Source organism: Myxococcus xanthus (assembly GCF_006402735.1).
GTDB classification, from domain to species: Bacteria; Myxococcota; Myxococcia; order Myxococcales; family Myxococcaceae; genus Myxococcus; species Myxococcus xanthus_A.
In genome coordinates this window covers 4,468,105-4,485,419 of the sequence record NZ_CP017174.1, presented here as the reverse complement: position 1 = coordinate 4,485,419, position 17,315 = coordinate 4,468,105, and the positions used below count along the sequence as shown (strand labels likewise).

General features: G+C 69.3%; 13 protein-coding genes. 3 read left to right on the top strand and 10 right to left on the bottom strand.

Features of this window, described 5'->3' with window-relative positions:
• Positions 1 to 9: 9 nt before the first annotated feature.
• On the top strand, positions 10 to 1,548 hold the full coding sequence (locus BHS09_RS18705; protein WP_140798496.1) for a hypothetical protein: 1,539 nt from the start codon (positions 10 to 12) through the stop codon (positions 1,546 to 1,548).
• A gap of 14 nt (positions 1,549 to 1,562) precedes the next feature.
• On the opposite strand, the gene BHS09_RS18700 is transcribed toward BHS09_RS18705, so the two are convergent.
• Genes BHS09_RS18700 through BHS09_RS18680 form a run of 5 tightly spaced genes read right to left on the bottom strand, consistent with a single transcriptional unit; the run spans position 1,563 to position 7,856 of the window.
• Positions 1,563 to 2,267, bottom strand: a complete 705-nt coding sequence (locus tag BHS09_RS18700; protein ID WP_140791837.1) for an RluA family pseudouridine synthase — start codon at positions 2,265 to 2,267, stop codon at positions 1,563 to 1,565.
• A complete protein-coding gene (locus BHS09_RS18695; RefSeq protein WP_140798495.1) occupies positions 2,264 to 3,721 on the bottom strand; it encodes a M16 family metallopeptidase in 1,458 nt (485 codons plus the stop codon). Before BHS09_RS18695 ends, BHS09_RS18700 begins: the two co-directional genes overlap by 4 nt.
• A 29-nt stretch (positions 3,722 to 3,750) precedes the next feature.
• Positions 3,751 to 5,064 carry a M16 family metallopeptidase gene (locus tag BHS09_RS18690; RefSeq protein ID WP_140798494.1) on the bottom strand — a complete coding sequence of 438 codons (1,314 nt, stop codon included), beginning with the start codon at positions 5,062 to 5,064 and terminating at the stop codon, positions 3,751 to 3,753.
• 27 nt (positions 5,065 to 5,091) lie between these two features.
• Positions 5,092 to 5,757 carry a response regulator gene (locus BHS09_RS18685; RefSeq protein WP_174258827.1) on the bottom strand — a complete coding sequence of 222 codons (666 nt, stop codon included), beginning with the start codon at positions 5,755 to 5,757 and terminating at the stop codon, positions 5,092 to 5,094.
• Between the two features lie 2 nt (positions 5,758 to 5,759).
• Entirely contained in the window at positions 5,760 to 7,856 is a 2,097-nt protein-coding gene (locus BHS09_RS18680) for a serine/threonine-protein kinase (RefSeq protein WP_237080427.1), read from the bottom strand.
• A gap of 380 nt (positions 7,857 to 8,236) precedes the next feature.
• Between BHS09_RS18680 and BHS09_RS18670 the strand changes: the two genes are divergently transcribed.
• The gene (locus BHS09_RS18670) at positions 8,237 to 9,946 is read left to right on the top strand and encodes an HAD-IG family 5'-nucleotidase (protein WP_140798491.1); all 1,710 of its coding nucleotides are present in this window, start codon (positions 8,237 to 8,239) and stop codon (positions 9,944 to 9,946) included.
• Between the two features lie 77 nt (positions 9,947 to 10,023).
• Here the strand turns inward: BHS09_RS18670 and BHS09_RS18665 are convergent, their stop codons facing one another.
• Positions 10,024 to 10,887: a class I SAM-dependent methyltransferase gene (locus tag BHS09_RS18665; protein WP_140798490.1), complete on the bottom strand. Its 864-nt coding sequence runs from the start codon at positions 10,885 to 10,887 to the stop codon at positions 10,024 to 10,026.
• Positions 10,888 to 11,070: 183 nt separating this feature from the next.
• Between BHS09_RS18665 and BHS09_RS18660 the strand changes: the two genes are divergently transcribed.
• Positions 11,071 to 13,317: a di-heme oxidoreductase family protein gene (locus BHS09_RS18660; protein ID WP_174258826.1), complete on the top strand. Its 2,247-nt coding sequence runs from the start codon at positions 11,071 to 11,073 to the stop codon at positions 13,315 to 13,317.
• A 55-nt stretch (positions 13,318 to 13,372) separates the two neighbouring features.
• Here the strand turns inward: BHS09_RS18660 and BHS09_RS18655 are convergent, their stop codons facing one another.
• The 4 genes from BHS09_RS18655 to BHS09_RS18640 all read right to left on the bottom strand — a co-directional run bounded on the left by BHS09_RS18655 (position 13,373) and on the right by BHS09_RS18640 (position 16,902).
• Positions 13,373 to 15,538, bottom strand: coding sequence for a sensor domain-containing diguanylate cyclase (locus tag BHS09_RS18655; protein WP_140791820.1), 2,166 nt, complete (start codon positions 15,536 to 15,538; stop codon positions 13,373 to 13,375).
• Positions 15,535 to 15,816, bottom strand: coding sequence for an FtsB family cell division protein (locus tag BHS09_RS18650; RefSeq protein WP_140791818.1), 282 nt, complete (start codon positions 15,814 to 15,816; stop codon positions 15,535 to 15,537). Before BHS09_RS18650 ends, BHS09_RS18655 begins: the two co-directional genes overlap by 4 nt.
• A gap of 73 nt (positions 15,817 to 15,889) precedes the next feature.
• Positions 15,890 to 16,405: a TlpA family protein disulfide reductase gene (locus tag BHS09_RS18645; protein ID WP_140791816.1), complete on the bottom strand. Its 516-nt coding sequence runs from the start codon at positions 16,403 to 16,405 to the stop codon at positions 15,890 to 15,892.
• A gap of 5 nt (positions 16,406 to 16,410) precedes the next feature.
• A complete protein-coding gene (locus BHS09_RS18640) occupies positions 16,411 to 16,902 on the bottom strand; it encodes a Fur family transcriptional regulator (RefSeq protein ID WP_174258825.1) in 492 nt (163 codons plus the stop codon).
• Positions 16,903 to 17,315: the final 413 nt, after the last annotated feature.

Sequence of the window (17,315 nt, the reverse complement as noted above, 5' to 3'; positions counted from 1 at the left end):
GCACGGACGATGACACTGCGCGCGCTGCCCCTCCTGATGGTCCTCGCCATGCCGGTGGCGGGGTTGGCGGCCGAGCATGACGTCACCGTGTCCTGGTCGCCCGAGCGCATCGTGCTCGGCACCGATGCGCCGGTGACGTTGAAGGTCCAGGTCCCCGCCGGCACGGGAACCCTCCACGCCGCGGCATCCACGGGCACCTTCGCCTCGAACCGTGTGGAGGGTGGTGCTGTCCGCCTCTTCCAGTGGCGGCCTCCTTCCGTGCGTTATCCACAGGTGGCCGTGCTCCTCTTCTGGACGGACGCTCCCACCGCGGACGCGCCGCCCCTGGTGACGGTGGTGCGGCTGCCCCTGGTGGGCCTCACGGAGCTCGATGTCGCCACGGCGGCGGGCGCGCGTGTCGAGGTGGAGGTCGCGAATCGTCGCTTCGGCCCTGTTCGGGCGAACACCCGGGGGCAGGCTCGCGTGCCTGTCGAAGTCCCTCCTGGCGTCCGGGAGGCGCGAGTGCTGGCCACGCGAGGGACGCTTCGCACCGATGCAGCCGTTCCACTGGACCCGCCGCCGGACTCGCCGCTGGCCGCGGCGCTCACGCCGCCTGCCCTGCCCGCGGTGGAGGGAGGCTGGCTACTGATGGCGGGCGAAGCGCCCCTGCGCGCCAGTGATGTCGACGTGGTGGCGGAAGGCGCGGTGGTCGCCCCTGCCGATGAGGACATGCCGACGACGCGTCCTCCGTCAGCGGTGGTGGCCCCAACCTCTGAGGAAATGCCGACGACGGGGCCTCTGTCAGATGCGGCAACGCGGACGGCCCCCGCCAGAAGCGGCTCCGCTCCGCCAGCACAAAAGCTTCCGATTGAAGAGGCTCCCCACTCGGCCGACGTCGGCGCCAATGCCCAGGACGTGCTGCGTGTTCGCGTCGCTCCAGCTTCCGGAGCCAAGCGGGTGAAGGTGCGCGTCCGCCGCCGGGACCAGGCGCACGCAGCACACACCGAGGCTGGCGTCACCGTGCTGTCCACATCCGTCACCGCGCGCGCCTCCGAGGCGGTCGACACCTGGCGGAGTTCGTTCTTCCTGCTCGCGGGAGGTGTGATCGCGAGTGGCGCCAACACCGGCCCCTCGGGCGGCGTGGGCGTCTCCGTCCTCACGCCTTGGTGGAGGCACCGGATCGCGGCGGAGCTGGAAGTCGGAGCCCGCACCGCCATGTACGGAGGCCCGGTAGAGGCGCTCGGAGTGGTCCGCTCGCAAGTGATGGCTTTGCCCCTGCTGCTCTCCGTTCGCGCGGACTTCTTCCGCCGTGGCGCGTTCTCCCTCCACGGGCGGGCAGGCGCCGGTCCCGTCCCCTTCCACCACTACCTCTCCAGCGACTTCCAGGGCGAAGTGAAAGAGAGCAGAGTCTCCGGCATGGGCTTCGTCGCCCTACAAGCGGCCCACCGCTTCGGCCGCTGGAGCGCGTTGGCGGAGGCGCGTGGCGCCTGGGCGCCGGTGCACACGCCCTGGCTGGACAGTCAGCTCGGCGGGCTCGCGATGTACCTGGGCATGAGGTTCGAACCATGAACCGGCCCTAGGCTTCAAGGTGAAGTGACGGACGCCCGCAGCAACTCGCGGGCACGGGCCATGTCCCCGGGCACGGGCGCCTCCACGGCACGTGCCTCGACACCTGCCAGGGCAGGCCACTCCACACGCGCGGCATGAAGCGGCGTGCGAGACAGCACCACCGAGTCCCCTTCCCCGCCCAGGTCCTTCTCCGTCAGCGGCGCCTCGCGGCCGTACTGATGGTCCACCAGGAGCGGGTGCCCCAGGGACAGCAGGTGCACGCGAATCTGGTGCGTCCGCCCCGTGAGAGGCTCGGCCTCCACCAGGGACGCACGCTCGAAGGTCTCCACGGGCCGCACGCGGGTGCGCGAGGCCTTGGCTTCCGCATCCCCAGGCCGAGCCACGCGCATGCGCCCCTTCCTGCCGGCCACCAGGGGCGCATCCACCATTTGCGGCGCTTCGACCCGGCCCTCCACCAGCGCCACGTAGCGCTTGCGCACCTTCCCCGTCTCGAAGGCACCCGACAGGGCCCGGTGCACCGCGGCGTCCAGTGCGAACACCAGGGCCCCCGAGGTGTCCCGATCCAACCGGTGCACCACGAAGACCTTCTGGCGCCGCTGCGTCTCCAGCAGTTCCCGGAGCGAGGGGCCGCCTTCGCGCCCGGGAATGACGAGCATCCCGGGCGGCTTGTCCACCACGAGCACGCCGCCGCCCTCGAAGAGGATGCGGACGTCCGTCACTCGTACTCCGACGCCGGCACCACGGTGATGGGGCCCAGGCCCTTGAGCTGCTTCTTCACCACGTCCGCCTTGCCCAGCACCACCACGGCGGGAGCCTGCGCGAAGCAGTACTTCTTCGCGGCGGCCACGACTTCCTTCGGCGTCACCGCGCGCAGCCGGTCCCGGAACCTCTCCACCCAGTCATCCCCCAGCCCGTGCAAACGGGCCTCGGCGATGCTTCCGGCAATGGACTCGTTCGTCTCCGTGCGCAGCGGGTACAGGCCGGCGAGGTAGGACTGCGCATCCGCCAGCTCGCGGGGCTTGAGCCCCTTCTCCCGGACGCCGCCAATCTCCGCCAGCGCCACGTCGATGATTTCGCGCGTGGACTCCGTCTTGGTGAAGGTGGACAGCGCGAAGACGCCGGCCGCGTTCATCGAGTCGAACCACGAGCTGACGCCGTACGTGAGGCCGCGGTTGACGCGAATCTCGTTCATCAGGCGCGAGGTGAATCCACCGCCCAGGGCGATGTTCATCGCCGTGGCCGGGAAGTAGTCCTCATGGCCCATGCGCATGCCGGGGCCGCCCAGCCGCACCTGCGACTGCGTCTGGTCCGGCTTGTCCACGATGATGACCCGCCCACCCAGGGCAATGCGCTCCGGCGCGGGAATGGCCACGGGCGCGTCCGGCCCGCCCGTCCAATCCGCGAAGGCATCTTCCGCCGCGGCCGCCACGCGCTGCGGGTCCATCGCCCCCACCACGATGAGCATGGACACCTTCGGGCCCATGCGCTCCTGGTGGAAGCGAACCACGTCATCACGCGTGAAGGTCTTCACGGTCTTCGACGAACCGCCCACGTCATGGCCGTAGGGGTGGTTGCCCCAGAGCGCGCGGACCATGGCTCGGTCGGCGATGATGGACGGGTCGTCCAGGTCATTGGCGAACTGCGCCAGCTCGCGCTCGCGCGCATCGTCCACTTCGGACTGCGGGAACGTGGGCTCGCGCACCAACTGGCCCAGGATGCCGAGCATCGGCACGAAATGCTCGGACGGCGTAGTGAGGGCCACCGACAGCGTGTCTTCACTCACACCCACGCCCAGGCTGGCACCGACGAACTCCACCGCTTCGTCGATGGCCTGCGCGTTCAGCCGGCGGGTGCCCCGGCGCAGCAGCCGGGCGGTGAAGTCCGCCAGGCCGTGCTTGCCATCCGGATCGGTGGCGCTGCCCGCGCGAATCACCAGTCGCACGGACACCATGGGCAGGGGGCCGCGCTCGGCGGCGATGACCTTCAGGCCACTGGACGTGGTGCTTTCGTGCAGCGTGGGAAGCGTGAGGGCGCTCGTCGTGGCGCGTGGCGCGCCACGCTTCGGCGAGGCCTTGCGCGCGGACGAAGCCTTGCGGGCAACGGGGGCCTTGCCGCCGGCGCGCTTCGCCGGACGTGCGGGGGACTTTCGGGAGGGGCTCTTGCGAGAGGCCATATCGGGAGGTTTCCTTGTACGGGCCGGGCTCAGGCTTCGGTGGGCGCGGGAACCAGCGTCACCACGGAGCGGTGCTCGGGCGCGAAGTACTTCGCGGCCACGGCCTTGACCTGGTCGTTGGTGATGGAGGCGTAGGTGGAGGGCAGCGTCAGCAACCGGCGCCAGTCGCCGAGCAGCGCCTCGTAGTGGCCCAGGGCATGCGCCCGGCCGCTGTTCGTGGCCAGCTCGCGCAGGTGGTCCGAGCGCAGGTTGTTCTGCGCCTTCTGCAGCTCGCGCTCGGTGATGCCCTCGCGCGCGACCTTCTCCAGTTCGGCGTACAGCGCGGCCTCCACCTTCTTCGGGTCGGAGTCCGGCTTCAGGGCCAGGTAGAAGAGGATGGTGCCCGGGTCGATGCGCCAGCTCCAGTCGAGCATCAGCGACACGGCCAACTTCTGCTCGTACACCAGCGAGCGGATCAGCCGGCTCCCCTCCCCCTTCGTCAGCACGTACTGGATGACGTCCAGCACGAAGGTGTCGTCATCGCGCGCGGCCGGCCCCCGGAAGCCCAGCATCAGCGCGGGGGACTGCGCGGGGTGGCGGACCTCGGCGCGGCGCTCGCCCTTCTGCTCGGGCTCGGAGTTGAGAACCGCCGCGGGCGCGGGGCCCTTGGGGATGCTCCCGTAGTACTTGCGCACCAGCGCCAGCGTCTTCTTCGGGTCGATGGCCCCGACGATGTAGAGCACGGCGTTGTTGGGCGCGTAGTAGGTGCGGAAGTAGTCCTGGCAGTCCTCGCGGCGGATGGCCTCGATGTCCGCCATCCATCCGATGACAGGCCAGCGGTAGGGATGCGCCTTGTAGACGAGCGTGCCCAGCTCCTCGTCCATGATGCCGAAGATGTCGTTGTCCACGCGGACGCGGCGCTCTTCCTTCACCACCTCGCGCTCGCTGGTGAGCGTCTCCTGGGAGATGCGCAGCGAGCGCATCCGGTCCGACTCCAGGTCCAGCACCGTCTCCAACGCGTCGGCGGAGAAGTCGTCGTAGTACACCGTCAGGTCGGTGGACGTGTACGCGTTCGAGCGGCCGCCGTTGGACTCCAGCGTCTTGTCGAACATCTTGGGGCCGTACTTCTTCGCCCCGTTGAACATCATGTGCTCGAACAGGTGACTGATGCCGGTGATGCCGGGCCGCTCGTTGCGACTGCCGACCTGGAACACGGTGTAGAGGCTGACAACGGGAGCCTGGTGGTTGGCGAGCAGCCGCACCTGGAGGCCGTTGGGAAGCGTGGCCTCGTGGACGTCGAACAGGGACTCGAGTGCGGGGTCCGCCACGCGAGTGGGTACTTTGCTCGGGGAAGCCTTGGACATAGGACCCCGAACCTAACCAGAGCGTGGCTATAGATCCACGACACCCGCACGCAGGGCCATCACCACGGCCTCCACGTGAGAGTTGACGCCCATCTTCCGGTAGATATGCGACAGGTGCGTGCGCACCGTCCGCCGCTCCAGCGTCATCACGTGCCCCACCTCGGCGTTGGACAGGCCCTTGGCCACGTAGCGCAGCACCTCGAACTCCAGCGGCGTGAGCGCCCAGGGGTTCTCCGGCTTCTTCTCCTCCTGGGTGGACTTCGCCTGGACGGACTGGAAGTAGTTCCAGAAACGCTTGGCGATGATGGGCTCCAGGACCGTTCCGCCCTCCATCACCTCCTGGATGCCGGAGCGGATCTTCTCCGGCCCCACCCGCTTCACCAGGTAGCCGGAGGCCCCGGCCTGGATGGCCTCATAGACCTTCGTCTCGTCGTCGAAGGACGTGAGGATGAGGATCTCCACCTCCGGGGCGCGGCGCTTCACCCGCTGGGTCACCTGGATGCCGTTGATGCCGGGCAACTCCAGGTCCAGGAGGACGAGCTGGGGGCGGAGCTGGACGATGTCCTCCACCGCGGCCTCCCCTTCCTGGGAGGTGCCTACCACCTCCAGTTCGGGAAAGGTGGCCAGCACCTTCACCAGGTTCTTGAGGAGCTGGGGTTGATCCTCGACGACGAAGATGCGGGTCGGGTCCATGGTCACCGCCTCGGAGACGTGAACGAGTCCACCAGGACCTTGAGGTGCTGCCCCCGCTTGATGCGCAGGTCCAGCTCCTTGGGCTCACCGGTGGCGACGGACACCAGCTTGATGCGCCGGGTGCCCACCTTGACGGGGTATCGGTTGAGGGGCGTACGACTGCTCAGCCGCGTGCCGTCGACGTAGACGGCCGCCGGCACATTGGTGGTGATGGTGACATACGCGCGCTGAGACTTCGAGGGAGGCTTCGGCTCGGGGGCCGCGTCCTCCTCGCCCCCTCGCGACGCGGCTTCTGGAGCAAGCGGACGCGCCGGCACCGGCACCGGCGGCGGCGGCGCGATGGGCATGGCGGGCGGTGGGCCCACGGGAGCTGCCTCGGCCTTCGCCTCCCGCAGGGCCTCCTCCGGTGCGGGTGCGGTATCACCACCGAGCTGCCACGCGGCCACCAGGAAGGTGACCAACCCCACCCCGGCGATGGCCGCCGCGATGCCCAACCGGCGTCCATACCGGTGCTGGGCCACGGACAACCGCTGCTCCGCGCTCACCAGGCGCCGGTGCACGTCGGAAGTCGAAGGCAACGCCGGATCGGACGGCGGCATCGCGATGTCGTCACGCGCTCGCGCCGAGGCCGGCTGCACCGCGGGCAACACGTCCGGAATCGTCTTGGGCCCCTTGGCCTCCGCGGGAGCGCGGCGGACCCGGGCGCCGCGGCGACCTGGCGCGGAGACGGAGACCGAGCCCTCGTCATCCGCGGACGGCTCGGGCGCGGAGAAGTCCTCCACGACCTTGAGGCGCGGATTTCGCCCGATGCGGGTGTGGCCGCTCCCTCCCCCCACCGACGACTGCTGGCGGCGAGGCTTCGGCGGAGCGGCGCCCGGCGGCGCTTCCCACCCCTGCTCCAGCGGTCCGGCGGGAGCGGGCCCGGTGTCATCTTCCCCCGGCGCGGCGGTGGCGTCGGAGGCGGACGCGCCCGAGGGCGCCCGCACCCGCGTGGCCACGTCCGCCACGTCCCGCTCGTACAGCTCCGGGCGGTACTCCTCGAACGCGGGCTCGGAGGCCTGCTGCGTCTCCGCGTTGGCCTCGTCCTCGGTCAGCGCGCGGCTGTATGGGGCGCGCTGAACCACGGACTTCTCGAGCTCCTCCGCGCGCAGGTCGTCCATCTCCGCGCCGGAGATGGGCTCCAGCGTGAAGGGCTCCTTGAACGGCGGGGGCCCCGAGCTGACGAGGCTCATCTCGTTGGGGAACAGCTCCCGCACGAAGCGGCGAACGTCGTCCGCCGAGGGCATGCCGCCGCTGGCCGCGAGCTGATTGCGAAGCGACGTGGCGAACTCGCCACAGGAGCGGAAGCGGCGCTGGGGCGTGGGCTCCAGCGCGCGGAGGATGAGCGGGTCCAGCCGTGAATTGATGCGCCGGTCCACGCGGCTGGGCGGCGGCAAGGCCTCGCTGCGCCGCGTGGACACCCCGCCGCTGCCGGGCACTACGGGCTCACGCTGGGTGAGCAGCTCGTAGGCAATGGCGCCGAGCGAGTAGATGTCCGACTGCGCGGAGTGCGGCTCGCCCCGCGTGACTTCCGGCGCGCGGTACGTGCCGCGGCCCCGGTGGCCAAACGACTTGCGCAGCTGGGGCACGGCCATGAGGGCGCGCAGCGCGCCGAAGTCGCACACCGCGGGCAGGCCGTCATGCGACAGCACCACGTTGCCCGGGGTGATGGCGCCGTGCACCACGCCCGCCTCGTGCGCCTGATGCAGGGCCTCCAGGAGCTGGATGATGATGTGGAGCGCCACGGTGGGCGGCAGCACCACGTCCTTGGAGTGCAGGCGCTGGAGCGCGGTGCCCAGGGTGAAGCCGTCCACGTCCTCGCGGACCACGGCCAGGCGCTGGCGGATGACGCCCAGGTCCACGACGTGGAGGATGCCCGGGTGCCGCACGGGCTGGAGCAGCCGCGTCGTCTCCGCCAGGTCATGGGCGTAGGCCGGATCGGACGTCCTGGGGTGGAAGAGCTTCACCACCACGGGGATGCCGGGGAGCTCGATGCCCTGATACAGCTCGGCCAGTTCCCCGCCTTCCACCTTGCTCGTCAGCCGATACGTGGCCGTCATCGCTTCTTTCGCGCCGGACGTCGCCGCGTGACGGCGGAAAAGACGAAGCCACACCACACGCACGACTCACCGCGGCGGCCACGCGGCAGCTCCAGCGTGCACCCCGGGCAGCGGGGACGGGCCCGGGCCGGGCGCTCGGCCGTACGCTGGGCGGCTCTTCGCGCGGCGGGCTCGGTGGCGGCGACTTTCAGACGCAACCGGGCCTCCAGGCGGCGAACCCGATCTTCGAGCGCGGCGATCCGGGCGGACAGGCGAGCTTGAACCGCCTCGGGGGCCTCCGAGGGCTGTCGTCGGGTGGGCGAGCGCATCGCAGACCCCGGAGCGTGCCATGCCGACTCCAAGCCCCGCAAGGTAAGAGCCGGGCCACCCACACGCGTGTTATGTGTCTGAGTCCCTTGGCACCATCACTTTCCCCGTTCCGTCCCATCCCGGGTGGGCCCGCGCCGGACCCGCTTCACGGGAGCTTCCGTTCTCCCCTCAATCGAGCCCGCGCCGAGGACGCCGCGCAGCGAGCCGGTGGACTGCTCGCCGACGAGGAGCTCACGCGGCTGCTCACGTCGCCCCGCGAGCGCCAGGTGGTGGTGCAACGGGCGCGGGACATCTTCGTCAACCGCAACCTGCGCATGGCCAGTGTCGAACTGTTCGGCTTCGACATGGATTACACGTTGGCCATCTATCACATGCGCCGGCTGGAGCAGCTGTCGTTCGACATGACGCTGGCGAAGCTGGTGAGCGAGTACGGCTATCCGCCGGTGGTGGGCGGGCTGCTGTACGACCATCACTTCGTGATGCGCGGGCTGGCGGTGGACCGCGTCAACGGCAACATCCTGAAGATGGACCGCTTCGGCCACGTGGGCCGCGCGTACCACGGGCTGCGCCCGCTGAAGCGCGAGGTCTCGCGTGAGCTGTACCGGAACAAGCGCGTGCGGCTGCGAAACCCGCAGTTCGCGTGGAACGACACGTTGTTCGCGTTGCCGGAGACGTGCCTGTTCGCGGGCATCATCGAGCTGCTGGAGTCGCTGGGCCACACGGTCCAGTACGGCAAGCTGTACGACGACATCCGGGAGGCCATCGACACGGTGCATCGGGACAACTCGCTCAAGCGCGAGGTGCGCAAGGACCTGGCGCGCTACGTGTTCCTGGACCCGGAGCTGGGGCCGGCATTGCACAAGCTGCGCTCGGGTGGGAAGCGGCTGTTCCTGCTGACGAACTCCGCGTGGGACTACACGGACGCGGTGATGAAGTACCTCCTGGACGGACAGCTCGCGGAGTATCCGAGCTGGAGGAACTACTTCGACGTGGTGGTGACGTCGGCGGGCAAGCCGGGCTTCTTCACCGACTCGCACCCCTTCCTGGAGCTGGATGCCTCCACGGAGGAAGGCCGCGTGGTGGGCGAGGCCTCGTCGCTGGAGCGCGGCAAGGTGTACTCGGGCGGCAACCTGGCGCGCTTCGAGGAGCTGACGGGCTACCGGGGCGAGAACATCCTGTACGTGGGCGACCACATCTACGGCGACATCCTGAAGTCGAAGAAGTCGTCGCTGTGGCGCACGTGCATGGTGGTCCAGGAGATTGAGGACGAAATCACGTACACGGCGACGCGGCAGGAGGAGATTGGAACGCTGTCGCAGGTGGAGGTGCTCCGTGAGCGCCTGGACGACGAGGTGAACCACCACAAGACGCTGCTCAACATCCTGGAGCGGCGGCTGGAGCGCGAACAGCTGGCGCCGGATGAGCGGCTGGGCGTGGAGGAGCTCCGCAAGCAGACAAAGTTGGAGCTGGACCGGATGCGGCGGGCCTTGAAAGAGGCCAACGAGGTCGCGGACACGCTCGAGCAGGACGTGGAGGAAGGCTTCAACCCGTACTGGGGACTGCTCTTCAAGGAAGGCAACGAGAACAGCCGCTTTGGCTACCAGGTGGAGCAGTACGCCTGTCTGTACACGAGCCGGGTGTCGAACTTCCTGCACCATTCGCCCATGCAGTACTACCGCTCACCGCGGGACAAGATGGCCCACGAGCAGGCCGGAGCCCTGTCCGCCCGGCTGTCCCCGATGGGCAGCGAAGGCCCCCCGAAGGGCGCCGGGAACGAGTAGGCCTCAGGCGACGCGTCAGAGCTTCCCGCAGGATCGGAACCTGTCAGGCAGTCACCCCTGGAGGGTGATAACCGCCCTCACAGCTCGGCGGAGGGCCCCACGCGGCCCCAGATGACGTCGGTGAAGCGCGAGCCGGGCTCATCCTCCAGGCCCAGCTTGCGAAGGTCGTCCGTGTACTTCGCGCCCTTCACCACCACCCACCGCCGCGCCACGCGCCGGGCTTCCTCCAGCGTCGCCTGCGTCAGCGGCGCGTGTTCCGCGAAGCGGCGCAGCATGTCGAACGCCGGCTGTGATTTGCGCGGCTTCGCGAACATCGGATCGAAGAAGACGACGTCGAACGCGCGCGACGGCAACGTCTTCAGGTACTCGCGCGCATCCGCGTGCACCACTTCAATGGGCCCTGAGTCCTCGCCCAGCGCATAGCGCCGCAGCCCCTCCCCCGCCACCGCTCCCAGCGCCAGGCTCCGCTCCAGCCCCACCACGCGCCCCGAGGGCCCCACCGCCAGTGACGCCACCATCGCGTCCTGCGCCAGCCCCAACGTGCAGTCCAGCACCGAGTCCCCGGCGCGAAGCTCCGCCACCCGAACGAAGGCATCCGGCTCCCCCGCCCGCAGCCGCATCCGCCGCAGGTGCGCCATGCCCGCGTGGAACCCGAACGAGCCCTCCGCGTCCCACAGCGTCACGCCGTCACCGCCCACCACCAAGAGCGCCGCCGCCTTCGTCCCCAGCCACGGCGCCACGCTCTCCTTCGCGCGCCGAGGCAGGAAGGGCACACCCCACCGCGCCGCCACGGCCCGCGCCTCGCGCACCAGCGCCGCATCCACCTTCGTGCTCGTCGTCACTGCCAGCGGTACCAGGGTCACCCTCCTGCCTCGCATCCACCATGCCCGCAGCGAAGGAGCAACGGATTCCGCCATCCACGACGCTCCGCGCCACGTCACGGCTGGCCCATCGCGTCAACCGTGGAAGGCCCTGCCAGACTCCGTCGCGGAGCCGACAGGATTAGTACGAATTAACGAACTCCATAGGATTTCGCGCCCTCGTGCCTCAGAATCGGACTTCCTTCGGACGATGGAGAATCTCCCCAATCCGCGCCCGGAGTGGATCGCTTGGAGAGGACAACGATGCACAACAGAGCAACAGGAATGGCCGTTGTCGTAATGGTCGCAACCCTCTTGGTGGGCGACGCGTTCGCAGCCACCTTTGGAGTCACGCCGTCGGGCTCGTCCGCCGTCTTCTACGTCGACACCAACGCCTGGGCGGACATCCACTACGTCCAAAACAATCAGGGGCAGCTCAACTATCGGATGGGCATCGTCAACGGTCGGAACCAGTACACGGTGACCGGCCTGTCCGCGGGCGAAACCATCGACTACTCATTCACGTACTGGGACGTGTCCTGCGACTGTGCCCGTGACACGGCCTGGACGCGCTACACGCACTCCGGCACGACCCCGCCTCCGCCCCCGCCGGACGCGGGCACCGACGCGGGCACGCCGCCACCTCCGACGGACGCGGGCACGCCTCCCACGGGCCCCATCGTCCCGCTGTACACCACGTCCACGCCGCTGGAGCCCGCGACGGTCCAGGAGACGGCCTCCGCCATCATCACCCGCGTGGGCGACCGCGTCCGGGATCGCCACGCGCGCGAGGACATGTTCCAGGCGTACGACCACTACCTGCCCCTCTACTTCCAGGCGCGCACGCACTACATCGAGATCGTCGACGAGGTCGCAAAGGGTGGCAATCGCGTCACGGTGAACCTGCACACCGTCTATCCCTACGAGCGCCCTGACTTCCGCGCCTTCTTCCGTGGACTCGGCACCGTGGCGGAGTACTTCCACAACGCCCAGTTCACCCAGGTGAACGACTATCACTTCACATCCAGCGTCGACTTCAACGCCAAGGAAGGCCGCGCCATCCGCGTGGGCGACCGAATGGAGCTGGAGGTGGGTGTCTTCCTTCGTCAACCGGTGGAAGGCCGTTTCAACTACTACGCCACCACGTACCTCTACATGGTCGGCTCGGGCGGCGTGGTGCCCTTCGACGTCACGGGCTCCATCCGGGACTCCATCCCCATGCCACAGGCGGGCTGGAGCGGTGGCCGCACCACGCTGAGCTCGCCGCAGTCCAACGAGCCCGACAACCGCTTCCTGCAGATGGCCAACAACCTGGCGCCGGTCAGCGCGCAGCCCTTCGTGGAAGGCCGCCGCATCCACCACACGAACTTCGGTGATGGCAGCCACTCCGAGCCGGGCAACCCCGCGCTCACGCAGCACCAGGGCAAGCTGGGCCCAAACTACGTCGCCCCGTCCTGCGTCGCCTGCCACGTGCAGAACGGCCGCGCCCTGCCCCCGGGCAACAACACGACGCTGACGAACTATGTGGTGAAGGTGGGCCAGGCCAATGGCGCCGCCGACCCGTTCCTCGGCTACCGGCTGCAGCCGCGCCGCACCAGCGGCACGCCCGAGGGCGAGGCCCGCATCACCGGGTGGACCGTCAGCTCCGGCACCTACGGTGACGGCACCCGGTTCGAGCTGCGCCGACCCAACTACGGCTTCACCAATAACACGCCCACGAACTACTCGGCGCGCATCACCCCGCAGCTGGTGGGCATGGGCCTGCTGGAGGCCATCCCCGAGTCGGCCATCGCCGCGCTGGCGGACCCCAACGACAGCAACGGTGACGGCATCTCCGGCCGCATGCACCAGGTGCGCGACCCACAGACGGGCGTGACGCGCCTGGGCCGCTTCGGCTGGAAGGCCAGCACCGCCACGGTCCGCCACCAGGTGGCCGAGGCCCTCAACAGCGACATCGGCGTCACCACCTCCGTGTTCCCGTCGCTGGACTGCGGTCCGTCGCAGCAGGGTTGCACCGGCACCAGCACCGAGCTGGCCAACACGGAGCTGGACAAGCTCACGCGCTACATCTCCCTGCTCGGCGTGCCGGCGCGCCGCAACCTGAGCGACGCCACGGCGCTGCGCGGTGAGACGCTGTTCAACAACGCGGGCTGCGCGCGGTGCCACACGGCCAGCCTGACGACCAGCGCGTACCACCCGCACGCGGAGCTGCGCGGCCAGACCATCCGTCCGTACACGGACCTGCTGCTGCACGACATGGGCACGGGGCTGGCGGACAACCTGCCGGACGGCCAGGCCACCGGCGCGGAGTGGCGCACGCCCCCGCTCTGGGGCATCGGCCTGACGGCGGGCGTCAGCGGCGGCGAGGCCTACCTGCACGACGGCCGCGCCCGCAACCTCGCCGAGGCCATCCTCTGGCACGGCGGCGAGGGCCAGGCGGCGCGCAACAACTTCGCCAACATGAACAGCGCGGACCGCGACGCGCTGCTGGCGTTCCTGCGCTCGCTGTAATGCGCCGAAGCAGGTCCAGGGGGCCGCGCGTCACGGGCGGCCCCCTTCTTCACACTCAGGACGCGTTCGCCGCCTGGAGCTTCCGGCCGCCCTGCATGATGGCCACGGTGACGGACTGGTTCCGGCCGTTGCGCTTCGAGTGATAGAGGCACTGGTCGGCCAGGTCGATGAGCTGCTGCTTCTCCGTGCCGCTGTCGGGGAAGGTGGCGATGCCCAGCGACATGGTGATCTTCAGCGGCCCCATCTCCGTCTGGAACGTCTCCGCCTTCACGGCCTCGCGGATGCGCTCGGAGATGGTGAAGGCGCCCTTGGCGTCCGTCTCCGGCATGATGATGACGAACTCCTCGCCGCCGTACCGCGCGACGATGTCCGTGTCGCGCGCCATCGTCTTGATGATGCGGGCCACGCCCTTGAGCACCTGGTCGCCCGTCGGGTGACCATAGGTGTCGTTGACGCTCTTGAAGTGGTCCACGTCGGTGAGAATGATGGAGCACTTGCGCTGGTAGCGCCGCGCCTGGGCCAGGATTTCGTCCGCCTTCGCCTGGAAGGTGCGGTGGTTGAACAGGCCGGTGAGGCCGTCCGTGGTGGCCATCCGCTCCATTTGCTCGAAGAGCTGCGCACGCAGCACGGCCTGCGCGGCCTGGATGGCGATGACCTCAATCATCCGCAGCACGTCCTGTTCGAACGCGGCCTTCTTGCGCGAGCCCGCCACCAGCGTGCCCAGGATGCGGTCACCCGCCACCAGCGGGAAGATCTTCAGCGCCCCCAGGCCGCGAATCTGCGTCTCGTCGTCGAAGATGATCTGTCGGTCCATGGCCTTGATGTCGCGGCCCGGCAGCGGCGCCCCGTAGCGGACCACGTTGGCCACCAGCCCGTTGTTGTCCTCGAAGCTCTGGCCGGACAGCGCCTGGCCCTGCGCCGTCACGCCGGACATGCGCACCACGCGGTGCATGCGCTTGCCGTCGACCTCGGACACCAGCGTCACCGCGCAGAAGTCCAGGCCCGCCAACTGCCGGGTGCTCTCCAGCACCGCCACGAACACCTGGTCCGGGCTGCCCGCGCGGTTGAGCTCCTCGATGGCGCGGAAGAATCGGTCCTTCTCGTCGCGCGTCTTGCGGATGTAGCTCATCACCCGCTCCACCTCGATGGAGCGCAGCACCTCGCCGGCGATGGTGGAGAGCAGCTTCTCGTCCTGGTCGCTGAAGGGCTCGTTCGCCAGCCGGTCCGCCACCAGCACGCCGCGCACCAGTCCGCTGGCCTCCAGGATGGGCACCGCGAGCAGCGCCTGCACCGCGGGGCCGCTGCCCTCGTAGTGCGTCACGCCCTTGAGCCCGTTCGGCGAGTTCATCCGCACCGGGGCGCGGCGCTTGAGCACGCCGCCGATGATGCCCTCGCCCGCGTTGAAGCGCTCGCGCTGCACGCGCTCGGAGCCGGAGCGGCAGTCGTACAGCTTGAGGCTCCGGTCATCCGACGTGAGCAGGAACGCGGCGCAGGTGTACGTGCGCAGCCCCGTCTCCGCGATTTCGAGCGCGGCCTGCACGGCGCCTTCGATCTCCTTCACCGAGGCCACCAGCCACTTCTCGTCCGAGCTCATCCCGCTGAAGCTGTCCTGCGTGCCGGACGACACCAGCCTGAAGGTGCGCGCCCGCTCCTCCACCTCGCGGATGCGCTTCTGCACCGCGTCGCTCTCCGCCCGGCGCGCGGCGGCGATGCGCGCCGCCAGCACCAGGTGGTAGAGGCCGGAGAACAGGGCCAGGAAGGCCGCGTGCGTCAGGTAGCCCGTGGCGTTGGGCACCGGACCGCCCAGGGTCACCAGCGCGTCGTACACCAGCGCCACACCCAGCAGCGTGAGGCCCGCGTTGCGCGGCAGGAAGGCCACCAGGAACGCCATCAGCAAGTAGACGATGGGGAACAAGTCCCCGCCGCCAATGGCCACCACGACGAAGGCCGCGGAGATGAGCGCTCCGCCCAGCTCCAGGTCGTCCCGAAGGTCGATGACAGCGCCCACAGCGCCACGCATGGCCCGGCGCCAGGCGGCCACGGCGATGCCCACCAGGAGGCAGCCCACCAGGGCCGCCTCGGTCCACCCCAGCGTGTTCAGCCCCCGGAAGCCGCCGCGCGCCAGGTGGATGAACGTGGCGAGCGCGGCCGCGGCGGGAATGGACCGGACCGCGAGACGCAGCAACCTTCCGGGAGACGGAAACTCGGGAAGCGACGTCATGGGGACTCCAGGTGGAAGACAAGCTCGCCCGGCTTCACGAAGCCGAGTTCCTCACGCACGGCGCGCTCCAGCGCGGCCGGGTCCTTGCGCAGGGCGGCAATCTCACTGCGCAGGGCCTCATTCTGGGCGGACAGGGAGCGGTTGCGGGCCTGCACCGACTCCACGTCCTGCCGGAGCGAGAGGTAGCGGCGGAAGCCCTTCGCGTCCACGACGGACACGAGGCTCAGGGCCGCAGCCACCCCTACCGCCACCACCAGGAACTTTCGCCTCGCCGTCATGAGCCGGAGGACCGTACCAGTGGCCCCCTGCCCCGCAAGATTTCCGCTCCAGGCCTGTAGCAATGCCGGGAAGCTACTTGGGCTGGGCCAGGAGCTTCTCCACGGCCTTCGCCATGTCGGCGTGGGATTCCACGCCATGCCAGCCGGCCACGGCGCGGCCCCGGCGGTCCAACAGCACGGTGGTGGGCAGGCCCTGGATGGCCCCGAAGGCGCTGTGGCCTTCAATCATCGCCTGGTTCGCGACCAGCACCGGGTAGCGCAGCGCATAGTGGTCCGCGAAGGGGGCCAGGACCTTCTCCCCTTCCAGGTCCATGCCCACCGCCACCACCTGGAAGCCCTGAAGGCCGTAGTCCTTCTGGAGCGCCTCCAGCGTGGGCATCTCCGCCAGGCACGGGAAGCACCACGTCGCGAAGAACGAGACGAGCACCACCTTCCCGTCCAGCGCGCGCACGTCATGCGGCGTGGGCCCTACCGACGGCAGCGCCAGCGCGTTGAGGAAGGCGTACCCCGCGTCCACCGGCCGAGTGCCCCGGCAGCCGGCCAGCGCCACCAGCGCCACGACGGCGCCCCGTAGCAGCGCGCGGGACATGGCGATCAGGCCTCCGAGGCGGGCGGCCCGGCCCGCTGACAGTCACGACACAGGCCGTACAGCTCCATCTTGTGCGACGTCACCTTGAAGCCGTGCTTGCGGGCCACGGCGTCCTGGAGCGCCTCGATGCGCTCATTCTCGAACTCGATGATGGTGCCGCAGCGCGTACAGACCAGGTGGTCATGGTGGTCGCGCCCCGCGGCCGCCTCGTAGCGCGTCTGCCCGTCCCCGAAGTTGCGCGCGTGGGCCAGGCCACACTCACTGAGCAGCTTCATGGTCCGGTACACGGTGGCGACGGACACCTTGGTGTCCTGTTCGCGCACCTTGTTCCACAGCTCCTCCACCGACAGGTGGCCTCCCACCGCGAAGAACGTGTCGATGATGAGGCTGCGCTGCCGCGTGCTCTTCAGGCCATGCTGGGCCATGTAGCGGGCAAGCACCTCGTCCTTGTCCCGGTCGTCGTCGTGGTGGTGATGATGGCTGTGGCTGTTGCTCATGTGAAATCCTTCAAAGTCGCCGCGGGTCCGCGCCATGCCTCGGGCGCCACTGGGTGGAGGCCCGCCGCTGCCTCGCCCTCCGCTCTTCTTGTAACCAATCCGGCCAACCCTCGCGACCCGGCCATTTCCCAACAAAGGCGCCCCGCCGGAGAAGAAAACGTCACCGGCATGTGTTGGTCTCTGAACGCCGCAGGCCTGATACTCCCGTCCCACCCTCCCTGCAACGCTTAGGCGTGCGGCCCTGGGGAGCGCCTCCCCTCCCGCCCGCCCGTCCCCGCGACTTGCACTCGCCGTAGGCTGTTTAGATTGGAATCGGACTGGCTCATTGACACCTGTCTGTAGGCGAAGATAGAGGCATCCGCCCTCGTAAACGAGCATTTTTCCGCGACATTCATGAACAGTCCCTGGCAGAG

Bases quoted from the DNA above. Each gene is read 5' to 3' on its own strand.
- BHS09_RS18705 (WP_140798496.1), top strand. From the start codon at position 10: ATGACACTGCGCGCGCTGCCCCTCCTGATGGTCCTCGCCATGCCGGTG.
- BHS09_RS18695 (WP_140798495.1), bottom strand. From the start codon at position 3,721: ATGGCCTCTCGCAAGAGCCCCTCCCGAAAGTCCCCCGCACGTCCGGCG.
- BHS09_RS18690 (WP_140798494.1), bottom strand. From the start codon at position 5,064: ATGTCCAAGGCTTCCCCGAGCAAAGTACCCACTCGCGTGGCGGACCCC.
- BHS09_RS18685 (WP_174258827.1), bottom strand. From the start codon at position 5,757: ATGGACCCGACCCGCATCTTCGTCGTCGAGGATCAACCCCAGCTCCTC.
- BHS09_RS18680 (WP_237080427.1), bottom strand. From the start codon at position 7,856: ATGACGGCCACGTATCGGCTGACGAGCAAGGTGGAAGGCGGGGAACTG.
- BHS09_RS18670 (WP_140798491.1), top strand. From the start codon at position 8,237: ATGTGTCTGAGTCCCTTGGCACCATCACTTTCCCCGTTCCGTCCCATC.
- BHS09_RS18660 (WP_174258826.1), top strand. From the start codon at position 11,071: ATGCACAACAGAGCAACAGGAATGGCCGTTGTCGTAATGGTCGCAACC.
- BHS09_RS18655 (WP_140791820.1), bottom strand. From the start codon at position 15,538: ATGACGTCGCTTCCCGAGTTTCCGTCTCCCGGAAGGTTGCTGCGTCTC.
- BHS09_RS18650 (WP_140791818.1), bottom strand. From the start codon at position 15,816: ATGACGGCGAGGCGAAAGTTCCTGGTGGTGGCGGTAGGGGTGGCTGCG.
- BHS09_RS18645 (WP_140791816.1), bottom strand. From the start codon at position 16,405: ATGTCCCGCGCGCTGCTACGGGGCGCCGTCGTGGCGCTGGTGGCGCTG.
- BHS09_RS18640 (WP_174258825.1), bottom strand. From the start codon at position 16,902: ATGAGCAACAGCCACAGCCATCATCACCACCACGACGACGACCGGGAC.